Source organism: Rhodococcus sp. NPDC060086, assembly GCF_042730275.1.
In the GTDB taxonomy this organism is placed as follows: Bacteria; Actinomycetota; Actinomycetes; order Mycobacteriales; family Mycobacteriaceae; genus Rhodococcus.
On record NZ_JBHWWZ010000005.1, the window covers coordinates 36988 to 54033 of the forward strand.

Consider the following 17046-nt stretch of genomic DNA (forward strand, 5'->3'; position numbering starts at 1 on the left):
AGCGACGGTCCGGTCTATCCGGGTACCTGCACAGGTATCCTCGAGCCGTCCGGGTATAGCGATCGATAGGTTGGATGAGTTCATGGGGAGTTCGACCGACGACACAGTCGCCGCGGCAGAGGCCGTTGCTCCGGACTGGCGCACCCTCGAACCGATGGAGCTCACCCCGATCCTGTCGGCGAGTCTCGACGCGTTCTACGAAACAGGCTTCCACGGCACGTCCGTGCGTGAGATCGCGCGGCGGGTCGGGGTCACGGTGCCCGCGCTCTACTACCACCACGAGAACAAAGAAGGCCTGCTCATCGCCTTGCTCGAGCTGTCGACGAGCGATGTGCTCTCACGCTCGCACGCGGCCGACGCCGACGGCGGCACCGATCCCGTGCAGCGCCTGTCGAATGTCATCGAAGCGATCGTGCTGCGGATGACGATGCGCGCGCGACTCGCGGCGCTCGAAGGTGAGGCGCGGTACCTGAGCCCCGAGAACCGCCAGCGTTACCGTGCGGTACGTAAGGGAATCGAGCAGATCGTGCGGCAGATCGTCGAAGAAGGTACCGCCTCGGGAGCGTTCGACGTCGACGATTCCGCCGAGACCACGCGTGCTCTGCTCGGGATGTGCCAGTCGATTCCCCGCTGGTACCACGCGGAGGGAACGCTCAGCCCGCCGGAGGTCGCGAAGAAGTACGTGGCGATCGCGCTCAAGACGGTCGGGGCCCATCCTCCTGCGTGACAGTGCCTGCACGGACAGCGCCCTGCAGGTGACGTGCCCCGACCGGTTGCGTGATCAGTTCGCGCGGAAGTTCGCGGGCCGCTTCTCCTGGAAAGCGCTGACCCCTTCCTTGAAGTCCGGCCCGGCGAGCAGCTTCATCTGCCCGTCCCACTCGCGGGTGAAGGCATTGTCGAGTTCGGTGAGCGTCGCGTCGTTGATCGCATGCTTGGTGGACGCGAAGGCGGGAGTCGGGCCGTCCGCGAGTCGCTTCGCGAGTTCCTCGACCTTTGTGTCGAATTCGTCGTCCGGGTAGGTCTCGGCGATCAACCCTGCCGCGAGCGCCTCGGGAGCCGGGAGACGCTCGGCGAGCAGCGCCAGCTTCAGGGCGCGGGCGCGTCCGACCGACGCGGCGACCAGGGCGGTGGCGCCGCCGTCGGGCATCAGGCCGATCTTGGTGAACGCGAGAAGGAAGTACGTGGACTCCTTCGCGACGGTGAGGTCGCACGAAAGTGCCAGCGACACACCGATTCCGGCTGCGGCACCGTTCACAGCGCCGATGACGGGTCGGGGGAAGGTGCGGAGCAGTGCGGCCACCCGGTTTCCGGCATCGATGGTCTCGCTGCTCGGCGGTACCGACAGATCGCGGCCGGCAATATCGGCGCCCGAACAGAAGGCCCGTCCGGTACCGGTGAGGACGGCGACGCGGATGGAGTCGTCGTCCGCGTACTTCTCGAAAGCGTCGCCGATGGCGGTGAGCGTAACCGCCTGAACGGCGTTCATGCGCGCGGGGCGGTTGATCGTCACGCGCAGGATGCCGTCGGTGACCTCGACGTCGACGCCGGGCAGATCGTTGGTGGGGTTCTCGGTCATGCGGTGTCCTTCGGGTTCGGTGTCGCTATCGAAGTGAGAGTGCGACTTTTCCTGTGGCGGAACGGGTTGCGAGTGAGTTCAGCGCGTCCGCGGCCTCGGTCAGGGGGTGGACGGTGGGTTCGGGGACCCGTAGGGCGCCCGACCGCAGCAGGGGTTCGAGCGTGTTCCACTGCTCCGCGGGGTACTCGGGAAGCATTCGGATGTGTTCGCCCCAGCCCGCGCCGACCACCGAGATATTTTTGAGCAGAAGGCGGTTGACCTTCACGATCGGGATCTCGCCGCCGGTGAAGCCGAGTACCACGGCGCGACCACCCGGCGCGAGGCTGCGGAGGCTGTCGGTGAACCGGTCGCCGCCGACGGGGTCGAGCACGATGTCGACGCCTCGTCCGCCGGTGAGTTCGAGGACTCTGTCCTTGAATCCGTCGACACGGATGACGTGGGTCGCTCCGTTGGCTCCGGCCACCTCGGCCTTGTCGTCGGTGCTCACGACGGCGATCGTCTCGAGGCCGAGTGCCGCAGCGACATTGAGCGCGGCGACGCCGACACCGCCTGCGGCGCCGTGGACGAGCACCGTCTCTCCGGGGCGGTAACGTGCGCGTTCGTCGAGGGCGAAGTGAGCCGTCAGGTAGTTCAGTGGCATACCGGCCGCTGCCGTGAGCGACACGTGGTCGGGGAGCGCGAACACCGACCGGGGGTCGACGGCGACCGTCTGCTGCCACGCGCCGCCGTGTGCGAGCACGGCAACCCGCTGGCCGGGGGTGAACCCGCTGCCTGCGGGTGCGGAGCGGACGATGCCTGCGCCTTCGGAGCCGAGAACGCAGGGAAGTGGGCGAACCACCTGGTAGCCGGCGCTGGTCTGGAGTAGGTCGGGGAACGAGACGCCTGCTGCGTGCAGGTCGACGACGACGTGGTCCGGGCCGGGGGTCGGTTCGGGGATGTCGACGGTGTGTATGCCGTCGGGTCCGATGTTCTCGGTCAGATGTGCTGCCTGCATTGTTCTCCCGCCGTGTGTGGGACGCATCGGTCTCGTGCCGATCGCCCTCGCAATCATTACCACGCGTAACTGATCGGGCGCTAGATAGAACGTAGCCATTGACCGAGCGATCGTTCCGTGGTAGTTCTTTAGCGATCGATAAGTAGAGGGTCCGGACTTGGGAGGGCACGAAATGGCCGACGATACGACGGCAACCGACGCTGCTGCGCTGTACGAAGTACGCGGTGGGGTCGCGATCATCACGCTGAACCGGCCGAAGGCGCTCAACGCCGTCAACGGCGCGCTGTCGACCGCAGTGGGCGCCTTCCTCGAACAGGCCGAGAACGACGGTGACGTCCGTGTCATCGTGATCACCGGTTCCGGCCGTGCGTTCTGCGCGGGCGCCGACCTCAAGGCCATCGCCTCAGGCGAGGACACCTCGGCTGCCGGTCACCCCGAATGGGGCTTCGCCGGATACGCGCAGCACTGGATCAGCAAGCCCACCATCGCGGCCGTCAACGGCTTCGCGCTCGGCGGCGGAACCGAACTCGTCCTCGCCAGCGACCTCGCCGTGGTCGACGAGGAAGCCAAACTCGGATTGCCCGAAGTCAAGCGTGGCCTGTTCGCTGCGGCAGGCGGCGTGATCCGCCTCCAGCAGCAGATCCCACGCAAGATCGCCCTCGAGATCGCCCTCACCGGCGAACCGATCTCCGCTGCGCAGGGCAAGGAATACGGTCTCGTCAATCGCGTCGCACCTGCCGGCACCGCCCTCGACGTCGCACTCGAGATCGCCGAGACGATCGCTGCCAACGCGCCGCTGTCGGTCCGCGAATCGAAGTCGATGATCTACCGTACGGCGAACCTTCCCGACTGGGAAGACGCGGCGTGGAACGCCAATGTCGAAGCTTTGAAGGTCGTCTTCACCAGCGAGGACGCCATCGAGGGCCCCACTGCGTTCGCGCAGAAGCGGCAGCCCGTGTGGAAGGGCCGCTGACTTCGAGGCTGTAGCCCCGACAGGCTCGGCCCCGACAGCTCGGCCCGGTGGCGCGGCGACGATTCCCACGCCACCGGGCCGTACCAAGCCAACCCGCTCGAATTCAGGAGTCACCATGACCAACGCAGTCATCGTCGACGTCGTCCGCACCGCGGTCGGCAAAGGCAAGCCCGGAGGCGCACTCTCGGGAACCCACCCCGTCGAATTGCTCGCGCACGTGCTGCGCTCGCTCGTCGAGCGCAATGGCATCGACCCCGCGCAGGTCGACGATGTCATCGGCGGGTGCGTGAACCAGGCCTCCGAGCAGTCGCTCAACATCTCTCGTACCGCGCTGCTCGCGGCCGGATTCCCCGAGTCCGTTCCCGCCACCACCATCGACCGCCAGTGCGGGTCCAGCCAGCAGGCCGCGCACTTCGCGGCACAGGGCGTCATCGCAGGTGCCTACGACATGGTCATCGCATGCGGCGTCGAATCGATGAGCCGTATCCCGATGGGCACCTCGTCGATGGGCAAGGACACCCACGGTCCGAGCATCCGCGCCCGCTACCCCGAGGGTCTGGTCAACCAGGGCATCTCCGCAGAGCTGATCTCCGCCAAGTGGAAGTTCGACCGCGACGCCCTCGATGCGTTCTCCGCGCAGTCGCACCAGCGCGCCGCTGCTGCGATCGCCGCAGGCCACTTCGACAAGGAGATCGTGCCGATCGAGGTCGCCAACGCGGCAGGAGAGCAGGTGCAGCACACCGTCGACGAGACCGTGCGCGCCGCAACCACACCCGAGGGGCTCTCCGGTCTGAAGCCGTCGTTCTATACCGAGGAATACGCTGCGCGTTTTCCCGAGGCGCAGTGGGTCATCACCCCCGGTAACTCCTCGCCCCTCACCGACGGTGCATCCGCAGCGCTGATCATGAGCGAGGAGCTGGCGAACAAGCTCGGTCTCACCCCGCGCGCCCGCTTCCACTCGTTCGCCGTCGCAGGTGACGACCCGGTCTTCATGCTCACCGCGCCGATCCCGGCCACACGGAAGATCCTCGCCAAGTCGGGCCTGAGCATCGACGACATCGACGCATACGAGGTCAACGAGGCATTCGCGCCCGTGCCGCTCGCATGGGCGCACGAGTTCGGTGCCGACCCGGCCAAGCTCAACCCGTGGGGCGGCGCGATCTCGCTCGGCCACGCACTCGGCTCGTCGGGCACCCGCCTGCTGAGCACACTCGTCAACCATCTCGAGTCGACGGGCGGCCGCTACGGCCTGCAGACGATGTGTGAGGGCGCGGGCATGGCCAACGCCACCATCATCGAACGTATCTGATACACAACACCATTCGAAGGGGTATTTCATGATCGTCAACGACAGCGTCGCCGTCGTCACCGGCGGTGCCTCGGGCCTCGGCCTGGCCACCACCAAGGCACTGATCGCCGACGGCGCCACCGTCGTCATCATCGACCTCCCGTCGTCCAACGGTGAGGCCGTCGCCAAGGAGCTCGGCGACCGTGCGCGCTTCGCGCCCGCCGACGTCACGGACGAGGCTGCCGTCGTGGCGGCACTGGACCTCGCCGAGTCCCTCGGCCCGCTGCGCGTCGCGGTGAACTGCGCCGGCATCGGCAACGCCATGAAGACCGTCAGCAAGAAGGGCGCCTTCCCGCTCGACGGCTTCAAGAAGGTCATCGACGTCAACCTGATCGGCACGTTCAACGTGATCCGACTGGCAGCCGAGCGTATTTCGAAGACCGAGCCGATCGACGGCGAGCGCGGCGTCATCATCAACACCGCCTCCGTCGCCGCGTTCGACGGCCAGATCGGGCAGGCCGCGTACTCGGCGTCGAAGGGTGGCGTCGTCGGCATGACCCTGCCGATCGCCCGTGATCTCGCCTCGCTGCTCATCCGTGTCGTGACCATCGCTCCGGGCCTGTTCAAGACCCCGCTGCTCGGCTCGCTGCCGGAAGAGGCCCAGGCCTCGCTCGGCCAGCAGGTTCCGCACCCGGCCCGCCTCGGTGATCCCGCCGAATACGGTTCGCTCGCTGCGCACATCGTGTCCAACGCGATGCTCAACGGTGAGGTCATCCGTCTCGACGGCGCCATCCGCATGGCACCGCGCTAGACACCGCAGCACGCACACGCGAGAGGAGGGGGTCGATGACCGCACAGCCCGAGACGAGGTCCACGGATTGGCGGGTTTTCGAACCGTTGCGGTACGACCCCATCCTCGAACATGCATTGGAAGCCTTCAGCGAGAACGGCTTCCACGGCACCACCGTGCGCGACCTGGCCCGCCGGGTCGGTGTGACGGTGCCTGCGCTGTACTACCACTTCGAGAACAAGGAAGCCGTTCTCGTCACCTTGCTCGACGCCGCCGTCCTCGACCTCATCGACCGTGTCCTGGCCTCGGTCGGGGACGGCGGCGCCGACCCGGTGGACCGATTCTCCAATGCCGTCGAGGCGATCGTGCTCAACATGACGTACCGCGCCATGCGTTCCGGGCTGGATTCCGAACTGCGCCACGTCTCGTTCGAAAACCGCCGTACTTACGCTGCTACGCGAAAGCGTCTCGAACTCATCATGCTCGACCTCGTCCGTGACGGTGTCGAGGCAGGGGTCTTCGACGTCGACGATGCCGAGGAGACCGTCCGGGCCATGCTCGGCATGCTCCAATCCATCGCCCGCTGGTACCAACTCGACGGACCACTCACCCCGGCGCAGGTCGCCGACCGCTACATCGTGATCGCCCTGCGTATCGTGGGCAACCACGCCACCACCTGAACGTCTCACCGCGAGGAGCTCTTTCGTGCTGTCCACCGCTTTCACCGAAACCTTCGGAGTTCGTCACCCCATCGTGCAGGGCGGTATGCAGTGGGTCGGCCGCGCCGAACTGGTCGCCGCCGTCGCCAATGCCGGTGCACTCGGCATGATCACTGCGCTCACCCAGCCCACCCCCGAGGATCTCGAGAAGGAGATCGCCCGCACCCGCGAGCTCACCGACCAGCCGTTCGGTGTCAACCTCACGATCCTGCCGTCGATCACACCGCCGCCGTACGACGAATACCGTCAGGTCATCATCGATTCCGGCATCAAGATCGTCGAGACCGCAGGATCCAACCCCGCGCCGCACCTGCCGGACTTCCACGCCGCCGGAATCAAGGTGCTGCACAAGTGCACCAGTGTCCGCCACGCCGTCAAGGCGCAGGATATCGGTGTCGACGGCATCAGCATCGACGGATTCGAATGCGCAGGACACCCCGGTGAAGACGACATCCCCGGCCTCGTCCTGATCGCCGCGGCAGCAGAGCAGATCACCATCCCGATGGTCGCCTCGGGCGGATTCGGTGACGGACGCGGCCTCGTCGCCGCACTCGCACTCGGTGCCGACGGCATCAACATGGGCACCCGCTTCATGTGCACCGTCGAATCGCCCATCCACCAGAAGATCAAGGAAGCGATCGTCGAGGCGAAGGAAACCGACACCGAACTGATCTTCCGCACGCTGCGCAACACCGCGCGCGTGGCCAGCAACTCCGTCAGCCGCGAGGTCGTCGAGATCCTCGAGCGGGGTGGGCAGTTCCCCGACGTGCAGGAACTCGTCGCCGGTGCGCGCGGGCGACTCGTGTACGAGAACGGCGACCCGGAGGCCGGAATCTGGACCGTCGGCACCGTCCAGGGCATCATCCACGACATCCCCACCGCAGGTGAGCTCGTCGCGCGCATCGTCGCCGACGCAGAATCCCTGATCTCGGAGCGTCTCGCAGGTCTGATCGACCGCGTGAACGCCTGATACACGCCCACTCCCAGGAGACACCCATGAAGCGCACCCATTTCGAGAGTGATCACGAGGCGTACCGGGAAACGGTGCGCGAGTTCTGCGCCCGCGAGGTCAAACCGAACTACGAACGATGGGAAGAGGAACGGCTCATCGACCGGTCCGTGTACCTCGCGGCGGGCAAGGCCGGGATCCTGGGCCTCGGCGTCCCCGAAGAGTTCGGTGGATCCGGTGTCACCGACTACCGGTTCCGTCAGATCGTCCAGGAGGAGACGGCCCGCACCAACACCACGTCGTTCGGTGCGACCCTGGCACTTCAGGACGACATCGCCATCCCGTACCTTCTGCACCTCGGAACCGAGGAGCAGAAGGCCCGCTGGCTGCCGCGCATGGCCTCCGGCGAGATCATCGGCGCCATCGCGATGACCGAGCCGGGCGCCGGCTCCGACCTGCAGGGCGTCAAGACCACCGCGGTGCGCGACGGTGACGACTGGGTCATCAACGGCCAGAAGACGTTCATCACCAACGGTATTCACTCCGATCTCGTGATCGTGGTGTGTCGCACCGATCCGAGTGCCGGATCGAAGGGCTTCTCGCTCATCGTCGTCGAGCGCGACACCCCCGGCTTCAGCCGCGGACGCAAACTCGACAAGGTCGGCCTCGCCGCGCAGGACACCGCAGAGCTGGTGTTCGAGGACGCACGCGTGCCCGCCGAGAATCTGCTCGGCACCGAAGGCCGCGGGTTCGTCCATCTCATGGAGAACCTGCCGCTCGAGCGGATCGGCATCGCCGTCAGTGCGATCACCTCTGCGCGCGCGGCGTACGAGTGGACGAAGCAGTACGTGTTCGAGCGCAAGGCATTCGGCAAGCCGATCGGCGATCTGCAGAACACCCGTTTCGTGCTCGCCGAGATGCTCACCGAGATCGAGGTGACCGAGTCGCATGTCGACCGGTGCATTCTCGCGCTCAATGCCGGGGAACTGACCGCGGTCGATGCATCGAAGGCCAAGTGGTGGGCCAGCGAACTTCAGAAGCGTGTCGTCGACCGGGGTGTGCAGTTGCACGGCGGCTACGGCTACATGATGGAGTACGCGATCGGTCGCGCGTACCGGGACGCGCGGATCCAGACGATTTACGGTGGCACGACGGAGGTCATGAAGGAAATCATCGGCCGCGACATCGCTGCCGAGTTCAAGTAGCGAGGTCATACATGGTGAGCGGCATGTTCGATCTGACCGGTAAGCGGGCCCTGGTGACCGGCGGATCGGCCGGTCTCGGGCTCGGCATGGCGCGCGGACTCGCGCGCGCAGGCGCCGACGTGGCGCTGTGGGGTCGCAGTACCGACAAGCTCGAGGTCGCGGCAACCGAACTCGCCGGCTTCGGCACGAAGGTGATCACGCGGTCGGTCGACGTGGCCGACGAGCAGGCGGTGATCGACGGCGTCGTCGACGCTGCCGACGCTCTCGGCGGCCTCGACATCGTCGTCGTCAACGCGGGTATCACCGGCCCCCTGCAGAAATTCCCGGAATCGTCGACGGAGCAGTACCGGAAAGTGATGGCGACCAATCTCGACGGTGCGTACTTCACGTTGCGGGAATCGTCGAAGGTTCTCGTCGCACAAGGCACCGGTGGTTCGATGATCGTGACGTCGAGCCTCGGCGCGCTCCAGGGCGCCGGCCGCAATCAGGCGTACGGCGCGACCAAGGCCGCGGTGCTGGCCATGGCCAACGGGTGCGCCGTCGAGTTCGCGCGGTTCGGTATCCGCGTCAACAGCGTCCTTCCCGGCTGGATCGCAACCGACCTCACCGGGCAGTTGCAGGAATCCGAGGTGTTCAACAGCAACGTCATCTCTCGGGTGCCGCTCGGTCGCTGGGGCACGCCCGAGGACTTCGAAGGCATCGCGGTGTACCTCGCGAGCGACGCGTCGCGTTTCCAGACCGGGAGCACGACACTGATCGACGGCGGATACAGCATGTTCTAGTTCTCCCCCCGGGACCGGCCTATTGCGCGGCCCGGAGCGATCGGGAAATGTAGAGCGTGAAAATGGCATTCTACGAAAGGGAGAACATGGCGCTCACCGCACTGCTGGAGCTCGAGTTCAAGGCCGACGCGCTCGACGACGCGAAGACGGTCATGACTCGGGTCCTCGACGAGACCCGTGCGTTCGACGGCTGCGTCGGCATCGAGATCCTCGTGGACCAGAAGAACGAGGCACGCTGGGTCGTCGTCGAGAAGTGGCAGTCGCAGGAGCACGACACCGCGTACCGCAAGTTCCGCGCGGGCGACGGCGCGATCACCGACCTCGGACCCCTGCTCGCCGGTGCGCCGAAGCTGACGCACTACACAGGGCTCTGAGCGGCCTGTCGAAGAACGAAAATGTGGGGTCGAGCCCGGAATACAGGCTCGACCCCACATTTTCATGGTTGCGGAGAGTCGCAGAGGGACGCCGGTCTTCGCCGGGGCCGGGCGGCCGGTTAAGGTGAACCTCGGAGTGTCGTGTCCACTGCACTTCCGTGGAGTGCGATATCCCTGCACTCCGATGTTGCGTCGAGCGTGGAGGTATTCGGGCATGTTGGAACTGATCGGCATGATCATCGTGGTCGCGTGCGCGGTCGTCGTCAGCGCCTGCTGCCTGCTGCTGCTCGTGGCATCGACGGTTGGCCCCCACTTCCTTCTGGCTTCCGACAAGAAGAACGCAGAGGTCGAGCGGAACACTCCCGCACGCGTCTGATCCCGTAAGAGTTCTGAGCGCCTATCCCCAGCCCAGCTGGTGGAGGCGCTCCTCTTCGATTCCGAAATAGTGTGCGATCTCGTGCACGACGGTCACCGCGACCTCGTGCACCACATCGTCGTCGGTGTGGCAGATGTCGAGGATCGCGTCGCGATAGATCGTGATCGTGTCGGGTAGCGACCCGGCGTAATGGCTGTCGCGTTCGGTGAGCGCGATTCCCTGGTAGAGGCCCAGCAGGTCCGGTTCGTCCTCGTGCCGCGGCTCGACCAGGACCACTACGTTGTCGATCGCTCGCGTGAGTGCCGCGGGAATCTCGTCGAGCGCATCCGAGACGAGTCCCTCGAAGCGTTCGTCGCTCATCTCCACCATCGGTCAGGACCCCGGCAGGGGAGCGGCCCCGGGGAGTGGGATGGGCAGCGACCGGCCGTCGGGCTGCGGCGGCGGCGCGACCGGAGGCTGACCGTCGATGAGGATGTCGCCCTTCGCACTGCCCGTGATGGAGGCGAAGCCGCCGCCCTCGACCTGCTTACCGACAGAGCAGTTGACCTTGCGGCTGCCCGCGAGCCAGCTGTCGAAGTTCAGGTTGTCCCAGAACAGGGTCAGCGTCTTGTTCCGCAGCGCGTCGGGGTTGCCCAGGTATTCGTTGACCCGATCCGTGCAGGTCCGCTCGAGGTAGGCGTCCTGATCCTCCACGCCCGGCAGTCCGCCCGGGAAGTTCTCGGACAGGTCCACCGTCGCCACCACCTCGAAAGCATGCGGCTTCGAGCATTCGACGGGATCGGCCGGGACCCCGTTGTTGATGCCGATGCACAGGCCGACGTCCCACGCGCGGGACTGGTCCTGGTCGGCGACCCTGCCATTGATCGGCAGCAGATTTCCGGTGGTCGACGAGAACTGCAGTCCGCAGCGCAACGTGCGTTCGCCTGCCGCCCAGCCGGCTTCGCCGGGGTTGATCAGTCCGATGCTGAACTTGCCGTGCGGATCGAAGCGGCCGCCCAGATAGTCCATCGCGGCAGGTGCACACATCTCGTCGCGGAGTTCGGTGAACCGGAGGACCGACGGGAAGCGTGACCCCGGTCCCCACTCGGATCCGGGGAACGCACTCAGATCGATATCTTCGACCACCTCGAACAGGTGGGTCTGATCGCACTCCACCTTCGCGAGGTCGCTCGCATCGAGCGCCGTCCAGGTCAGGCAGTCGCCGCTGGTGGAGGTACCGAACGCATCACCGGCGACGGCGCCGGTCGACGGGGACGCACCGCTGGTGTTTCCGTCGGTGGTATCGGTTCCCTCGAAGCCCGCGACGACGAACGTCGCGATCGCGGCGAGGATCGCGCCCGCGGCCACGAACACCAACGCGCGTCGCGTCAGCTCTGCTGACGGCGGACGCCGTACCGGCTTCTTCTTCTTGTCTTCGGCCATCGCCTCCCATCATGCCCTGGAGGGGCGCGTCCGGGTAACGTCGGTTCATGGCCGACGACCAGATCGATCCCCGGATCCAAGAGATCGCCCAGAGTTGTTTCGACGCAGCGCGCGCAGGCGACAGTGAGACCTTGGCGACGTACATCGAGGCGGGTGTCCCTGCGAATCTGACGAACGGTGCGGGCGACACCCTCGTCATGCTCGCCGCGTACCGCGGGAACGCTGCGGTCGTACGCGTCCTCATCGACAAGGGCGCAGACGTGAATCGCGCGAACGACCGCGGTCAGACTCCGCTCGCCGGTGCCGTCTTCAAGGGTGAGGAAGAGGTCGTGCGCATGCTCACCGAGGCGGGCGCCGATCCGCTGGGCGGGCATCCCACTGCGGTGGACGCGGCGCAGATGTTCGGGCGCGAGGACTACCTGCAGCTCTGGCAAAGGTAGGCTTCCTCTTCGTGATCGACCTCAAGTTCCTCCGCGAGAATCCCGACACCGTTCGCGCCTCGCAGCGCACCCGAGGCGAGGACCCCGGTCTCGTCGACGCGCTGCTCGATGCGGATGCTTCCCGCCGCGCCGCTGTGCTGGCGGGCGACAACGCCCGCGCCGAGCAGAAGGCGCTGGGTAAGAAGGTCGGCAAGGCGTCCCCGGAGGAGCGTCCCGCACTGCTCGACGGCTCGAAGGAGCTCGCGGCCAAGGTCAAGGAACTCGAGGCCGAGCAGACTGCTGCGCAGGACGCGCTCGAGCGGGCACACATGGCGATCTCCAACATCGTCCAGGAGGGCGCTCCGGCAGGCGGCGAGGACGATTTCGTCACCCTCGAGACGGTCGGTGAGCTGCCCACGTTCGATTTCGAGCCGAAGGATCACCTCACCCTCGGTGAGTCGCTGGGCCTGATGGACATGGAGCGCGGCGCCAAGGTCTCCGGTGCGCGCTTCTACTTCCTCACCGGCTACGGCGCGCTGCTGCAGCTCGGTCTGCTCCAGCTCGCTGCGCAGAAGGCCACGGCCAACGGCTTCACGATGATGATCCCGCCGGTGCTGGTGCGCCCCGAGATCATGCGTGGCACCGGCTTCCTGGGTCAGCACGCCGACGAGGTGTATCACCTCGAGGACGACGACCTGTACCTGGTCGGCACGTCCGAGGTGCCGCTCGCGGGCTACCACTCGGGCGAGATCCTCGACCTGTCCGGCGGACCGAAACGATACGCGGGCTGGTCGTCGTGCTTCCGCCGCGAGGCAGGCAGCTACGGCAAGGACACCCGCGGCATCATCCGCGTGCACCAGTTCGACAAGGTCGAGATGTTCGTCTACTGCAAGCCCGAGGAGGCCACTGCAGAGCATCAGCGGCTCCTGGCGTGGGAACGCGAGATGCTCGCTGCGATCGACGTTCCGTACCGGGTCATCGATGTTGCCGGCGGCGACCTCGGTTCTTCGGCCGCCCGCAAGTTCGACTGCGAGGCATGGGTGCCGACGCAGCAGCGGTACCGCGAACTGACGTCGACGTCGAACTGCACCACTTTCCAGGGGCGTCGTCTCGGCGTCCGCTACCGCGACGAGAACGGCAAGCCGCAGACCGCCGCGACCCTCAACGGGACGTTGGCGACGACGCGGTGGCTCGTGGCACTGCTCGAGAACCACCAGCAGGCCGACGGCACCGTCAAGGTCCCCGCAGCGCTGGTGCCGTTCGTCGGGCGTGAGGTGCTCGAGCCCACCGGCTGACCGCCGGTGCTGCCGAACGTCAGCTCAGGATGAGGCAACTCGTGGAGCCGGTCGCCACCAACCGGCCCTGCTCGTCGCGCGCTTCTCCGCGTGCGGTCGCGGTGCGGCGACCGGCGTGCTCGCAGAATCCCTGCACGCGCAGGATGTGGCCGGGTTGTACCCCGCGGAGGTAGCGCACCTGTAGGTCGAGGGTCGTGTAGCCGACACCCGCGTCGAGCGTGCTCGACACCGAGAATCCCATCGCCGTGTCGAACAGCGTGGCGAGCACCCCGCCGTGCACACTGCCGACGGCGTTGGCGTGGAACTCCTGCACCTCCAACGTCACTTCGACGAACCCTTCCCGCGCGTCGGTGACGGTGAAACCCAATGTCCGTGACGTGGGGTGATGGGGGATGCTGCCGTCCATCAGCCCGCGCAGGAACTCGAGTCCCTTCATGTCGCGATTGGCGGCCGACGTCGGTGCCGGATCGTCCCACGTGTAGGTGCGTTGCCGGTGCAGTTCGTTGTCCTCGCTCACAATCGACGACGGTATCGGACGTACACGTCGTCCGTGACACGAGCGAACTGCAGTGCCATGCTGTAGTCATGCGCCGACGATGTTGATTCGACCCCTCGACCTCGCTGTCCGTCCGGGCGGTGGCCTATGCGGCCACCCGCGAACTGGTGCCGCTCTACGGTCTCTACGCGCTGCTGTTCGAAGACCGCGGGCTGAGCACCGGGAGCATTTCGCTGCTGTTCGTGCTGTGGTCGGTTGTCGCGTTCGTGACGGAGGTTCCATCGGGCGCGTGGGCGGACACGGTGTCGCGCCGTGGTCTGCTGCTTTGCAGTGGCGCCCTGTTCACTGCGACCTTCACGATCTGGATGCTGTGGCCGACGGTCTGGGGTTTCGCGACCGGTTTCGTGCTGTGGGGCGTCAGTGAATCCCTGAAGTCGGGCACCTTCGAGGCGCTCCTCTACGACGAACTCGCGGCGCTCGGCGCCGAGCGCAGGTACGCCGCCGTGACGGGATATGCGAACGCCGGCGAGATGGTGTGTGTCTTCGTCGCGATCCTGTCGGCGGCGCCGCTGTTCGAACTCGGTGGTTACGCGCTCGTCGGATGGTTGTCCGTGGCGATCACCATCGCGAATGCGGCACTGGTTCTGACCTTGCCGTCCGCGCCCCGGGTCATGGATGCCGACGAGGTCGACGGCACCCGCGACACGTTGCTCGCCCGCTACGTCGGGGCACTGCGTGAGGGCACGACCGAAGTGCGCACCGACAAGGTGGTGCGCCGCGCGGTGATCCTCGCTGCCGCTCTGCTCGCAGGCCTTGCCTTCGACGAGTACTTCGGTCTGCTCGCACGGGAAGGTGGTGCGAGCATCGAGCAGGTGCCGGTCCTGGTGGCGCTGACGGTGGTCGGTCAGGTGATCGGTGCCGCGACGGCGGGCCGGACCGCGTCGATGAGTGGTCGGGTGATGGGCGCGGTGGTGATGGCGGGGGCAGTGCTCCTCGCAGTCGGCGCCCTCGCAGTCGGCGCCCTCGCGGGCGGTGTCGGCGGGTTCGTCGCGATCGGGCTCGGATACGGCGCGCTGCACAACACCGCTGTCGTTGCCGAGGCCCGGTTGCAGGACACGATGTCGGGCCGCACCCGTGCGACGGTGACCTCGGTCGTGGGCCTGACGAGTGAGATCCTGTCGGTCGGTGTGTTCGCGGGGTTCGCGGTGGGCTCGACATGGATTCCACTGTCCGGGCTGGTCGTCGCGACGGTATTGCCGCTGCTCGTCGTGGGCCTCGTAGCCGGCCGATGGCTGCCTACCCGGGGCTGCTCAGCAAGCTCTTAGCCGGACGCTCTAGCGTCGACGCACATGCGTGCACGTCTGCTCACCATGATCACCGCCGTGTCCGGGCTCGCCCTCGTGGGCGCCGGATCGACCTTCGCCTATCTGGATTCACCCGACACCACCGTCACCGTTGCAGAACAGGAAGCCGGGGGCGAGGGCGTCTCCGATGCCCGCAGCACATTGCAGCAGGCCAGCCTTCCCCTCTCGATTCTCGGCGGTGGAGTCGGCCAGCTCACCGACGGCAGCCGTCAACTCGACGACGGCGCAAAGCAACTCGCCGACGGCCTCGGGCAGGCAAGGGCAGGCGGAGAACAACTCGCGGGTGGGCTCGATCAACTCCAGGGCGGTGTCGGTCTGCTCGGTGACGGGGCATCCCAGGTCAGCGGCGGTGTTGACGAAGTGGTCACCCGGCTCACCGGATTCGGCGAGATGCAGGGCAGCGTCACCGCGAAGCTGACGACCGTCGCCGATACCCTCGACCTGTCCGGTGACCCGGTGTCGCGCTCGGCGTCCGGGGAGATCCGGGAGCTGGTCGGCATGCTGAACAATCAGGGCCTCGGACCGGACACGATGGACCAGCTCGCGCAGCTGCGCGGCGGAGCGCAGCAGCTCGCCTACGAACTCACCGACCCGGACGCGCAGTTCGTCGCGGGTATGTCCCAGGCCGCCGACGGGTCCCAGCAGCTGCTCGACGGCCTGGTCCTGCTCGACGACGGTGGCAGGCAACTGACCGACGGCACCGGTCAGCTCGTCGCGGGCGTCGGACCGGTCAGCAACGTCGTCGAGAGCATCTCGGGCAACGTTCGGGAAGCGACGGAAGCACTGCCCAAGGGCGGCGCCGCGCAGGCTGCCGAACCCACCGTGGCGACCGCGGACCGTCAGTGGTGGCCCTTCGCGTTGATCGCGGGCGGCGCGGTGCTGTTGCTCGTGCCGGTCTTCGCACCGAGGCCCGCGGTCAAGCCGATCCGGAGCGACCAGACCGTGTGATCAGCAATTCTGTGTGATCAGGAATTCTGTGTGATCAGCAGTTCGGTGATCAGCGCGGGCAGCCGCTCGCGCCACTGCACCCAGTCGTGACCACCCGCGAAGGTCTTCGAACGGATCGGATGTCCGGCCGCGGCCAGCCGCGCTGCTGCTGCGGTGACCTCGTCGAGCATCATCCACTCGAGTGAGCCCACCTCGCTGAGGATGGGTACCTCGCCGCCCTCATCGGCATCTGCAAGGGTCGGTACGTCTCGGCCCTGCTCGTCGTGCCACCACATCGACGGTGACAGGCAGGCGGCACCGCGCACGGCATCGGGCCGGGTCAATGCGAAGAACATCGACGCGAGTCCGCCGTACGAGCAGCCGCCCACCGTCACGGGCTCGCCCGCGAACGCGAGAACGTCGTCGCGGAAGCGCGGATTGGCGGTCAGATCGGACGCCCGCACGTTGCGTCCCTGGCCGTCGGCACTGATGTGGTCGACGACGAGCACCCGCGCGGGGGCGTTCTCGGGATGGTCGAACGCCGCGAGCACCCGGTGACGGCGGATCTCGTCGCCGTCGAACAACACCACGGTGCCGCGACCCGGCACCGGCGGTACGTAGGTGCCGACGCGCCGAGGGATTCCGTCGAGCTCCACCGTGTCGGTCGTGAGGATGCCCTCCGGATGTGCGCCCGTCCGGAGTCGCTGCGGTTCGGCATCGGGGGCAGCGCCCTCGAATGTCCCGATGGCGCCCCGGCGGAAGGCGATCCACCAGTTCCGCTGGTCCTCGTCGCCGTCCGGAACCGTGAGCGGTGTGTTCGACGGAATGAACGTGTACGCGCCGCGCCAGCCGGCCGGAACCCGCACGGAGAGGACCCACGACCGTGAGTCCGTGTCGCGGTGCATGGTGCCCTCGGCGATCAGGCTGCGGTCGGTGACGCAGTTGACGTCGAGGAAGACCGCGGTTGTCGAGGACGGCAGCGCGGCGTCGCCCACGGCGAACGTCGCGATCCAGTCGCTGCCGTCGGAGGTGAAGACCGGCGTTCCGTCACCCGGCAACATGGCCCGGGCGGTAGGCGGAGTGGGAACCGAGCGATC

Annotated in this window: 20 protein-coding genes; 14 read left to right on the top strand and 6 right to left on the bottom strand. The window is 66.9% G+C overall.

Features of this window, described 5'->3' with window-relative positions; all coding sequences use genetic code 11:
- Positions 1-82 precede the first annotated feature (82 nt).
- Entirely contained in the window at positions 83-727 is a 645-nt protein-coding gene (locus ACFWB0_RS05090; protein WP_378489351.1) for a TetR/AcrR family transcriptional regulator, read from the top strand.
- A 54-nt stretch (positions 728-781) separates the two neighbouring features.
- Here ACFWB0_RS05090 and ACFWB0_RS05095 read toward each other — a convergent pair whose 3' ends face one another.
- Both ACFWB0_RS05095 and ACFWB0_RS05100 read right to left on the bottom strand, forming a co-directional pair.
- The gene (locus ACFWB0_RS05095) at positions 782-1576 is read right to left on the bottom strand and encodes an enoyl-CoA hydratase (protein ID WP_378489352.1); all 795 of its coding nucleotides are present in this window, start codon (positions 1574-1576) and stop codon (positions 782-784) included.
- A gap of 25 nt (positions 1577-1601) precedes the next feature.
- Positions 1602-2570: an NADPH:quinone oxidoreductase family protein gene (locus ACFWB0_RS05100; protein ID WP_378489353.1), complete on the bottom strand. Its 969-nt coding sequence runs from the start codon at positions 2568-2570 to the stop codon at positions 1602-1604.
- Positions 2571-2742: 172 nt separating this feature from the next.
- Here ACFWB0_RS05100 and ACFWB0_RS05105 point away from each other — a divergent pair, with 172 nt between their 5' ends.
- The 9 genes from ACFWB0_RS05105 (at position 2743) to ACFWB0_RS05145 (ending at position 10026) form a co-directional block, all read left to right on the top strand.
- Entirely contained in the window at positions 2743-3543 is an 801-nt protein-coding gene (locus ACFWB0_RS05105) for a crotonase/enoyl-CoA hydratase family protein (RefSeq protein ID WP_378489354.1), read from the top strand.
- A gap of 115 nt (positions 3544-3658) precedes the next feature.
- Positions 3659-4852, top strand: a complete 1194-nt coding sequence (locus tag ACFWB0_RS05110; RefSeq protein WP_378489355.1) for a thiolase family protein — start codon at positions 3659-3661, stop codon at positions 4850-4852.
- A gap of 28 nt (positions 4853-4880) precedes the next feature.
- Positions 4881-5642, top strand: a complete 762-nt coding sequence (locus ACFWB0_RS05115; RefSeq protein WP_378489356.1) for a 3-hydroxyacyl-CoA dehydrogenase — start codon at positions 4881-4883, stop codon at positions 5640-5642.
- A gap of 35 nt (positions 5643-5677) precedes the next feature.
- On the top strand, positions 5678-6301 hold the full coding sequence (locus ACFWB0_RS05120; RefSeq protein ID WP_378489357.1) for a TetR/AcrR family transcriptional regulator: 624 nt from the start codon (positions 5678-5680) through the stop codon (positions 6299-6301).
- Between the two features lie 25 nt (positions 6302-6326).
- Positions 6327-7310, top strand: coding sequence for an NAD(P)H-dependent flavin oxidoreductase (locus tag ACFWB0_RS05125; protein ID WP_378489358.1), 984 nt, complete (start codon positions 6327-6329; stop codon positions 7308-7310).
- Positions 7311-7336: 26 nt separating this feature from the next.
- Positions 7337-8494 (top strand): acyl-CoA dehydrogenase family protein, encoded by a 1158-nt coding sequence (locus tag ACFWB0_RS05130; RefSeq protein ID WP_378489359.1) that lies wholly within the window; start codon positions 7337-7339, stop codon positions 8492-8494.
- A gap of 23 nt (positions 8495-8517) precedes the next feature.
- Positions 8518-9276 (top strand): SDR family NAD(P)-dependent oxidoreductase, encoded by a 759-nt coding sequence (locus ACFWB0_RS05135; RefSeq protein WP_378489360.1) that lies wholly within the window; start codon positions 8518-8520, stop codon positions 9274-9276.
- Between the two features lie 86 nt (positions 9277-9362).
- A complete protein-coding gene (locus tag ACFWB0_RS05140; protein ID WP_378489453.1) occupies positions 9363-9650 on the top strand; it encodes a putative quinol monooxygenase in 288 nt (95 codons plus the stop codon).
- A gap of 214 nt (positions 9651-9864) precedes the next feature.
- Entirely contained in the window at positions 9865-10026 is a 162-nt protein-coding gene (locus ACFWB0_RS05145; protein WP_378489361.1) for a hypothetical protein, read from the top strand.
- A 21-nt stretch (positions 10027-10047) separates the two neighbouring features.
- Here ACFWB0_RS05145 and ACFWB0_RS05150 read toward each other — a convergent pair whose 3' ends face one another.
- A complete protein-coding gene (locus tag ACFWB0_RS05150) occupies positions 10048-10386 on the bottom strand; it encodes a metallopeptidase family protein (protein ID WP_378489362.1) in 339 nt (112 codons plus the stop codon).
- A 12-nt stretch (positions 10387-10398) separates the two neighbouring features.
- Complete coding sequence (locus ACFWB0_RS05155; RefSeq protein WP_378489363.1) at positions 10399-11448, bottom strand: septum formation family protein; 1050 nt, start codon at positions 11446-11448, stop codon at positions 10399-10401.
- A 47-nt stretch (positions 11449-11495) separates the two neighbouring features.
- Between ACFWB0_RS05155 and ACFWB0_RS05160 the strand changes: the two genes are divergently transcribed.
- Together ACFWB0_RS05160 and serS are read left to right on the top strand one after the other, a co-directional pair.
- Positions 11496-11888 (top strand): ankyrin repeat domain-containing protein, encoded by a 393-nt coding sequence (locus ACFWB0_RS05160; RefSeq protein WP_378489364.1) that lies wholly within the window; start codon positions 11496-11498, stop codon positions 11886-11888.
- A gap of 11 nt (positions 11889-11899) precedes the next feature.
- Positions 11900-13162: a serine--tRNA ligase gene (serS, locus tag ACFWB0_RS05165; protein WP_378489365.1), complete on the top strand. Its 1263-nt coding sequence runs from the start codon at positions 11900-11902 to the stop codon at positions 13160-13162.
- Between the two features lie 19 nt (positions 13163-13181).
- Here the strand turns inward: serS and ACFWB0_RS05170 are convergent, their stop codons facing one another.
- Positions 13182-13598, bottom strand: coding sequence for a PaaI family thioesterase (locus ACFWB0_RS05170; protein ID WP_378489454.1), 417 nt, complete (start codon positions 13596-13598; stop codon positions 13182-13184).
- Between the two features lie 200 nt (positions 13599-13798).
- Here ACFWB0_RS05170 and ACFWB0_RS05175 point away from each other — a divergent pair, with 200 nt between their 5' ends.
- Both ACFWB0_RS05175 and ACFWB0_RS05180 read left to right on the top strand, forming a co-directional pair.
- Positions 13799-14983: an MFS transporter gene (locus ACFWB0_RS05175; protein WP_378489366.1), complete on the top strand. Its 1185-nt coding sequence runs from the start codon at positions 13799-13801 to the stop codon at positions 14981-14983.
- Positions 14984-15007: 24 nt separating this feature from the next.
- The gene (locus tag ACFWB0_RS05180; RefSeq protein ID WP_378489367.1) at positions 15008-15970 is read left to right on the top strand and encodes a hypothetical protein; all 963 of its coding nucleotides are present in this window, start codon (positions 15008-15010) and stop codon (positions 15968-15970) included.
- 17 nt (positions 15971-15987) lie between these two features.
- Here ACFWB0_RS05180 and ACFWB0_RS05185 read toward each other — a convergent pair whose 3' ends face one another.
- The gene (locus ACFWB0_RS05185; protein WP_378489368.1) at positions 15988-17010 is read right to left on the bottom strand and encodes an alpha/beta hydrolase-fold protein; all 1023 of its coding nucleotides are present in this window, start codon (positions 17008-17010) and stop codon (positions 15988-15990) included.
- Positions 17011-17046: the final 36 nt, after the last annotated feature.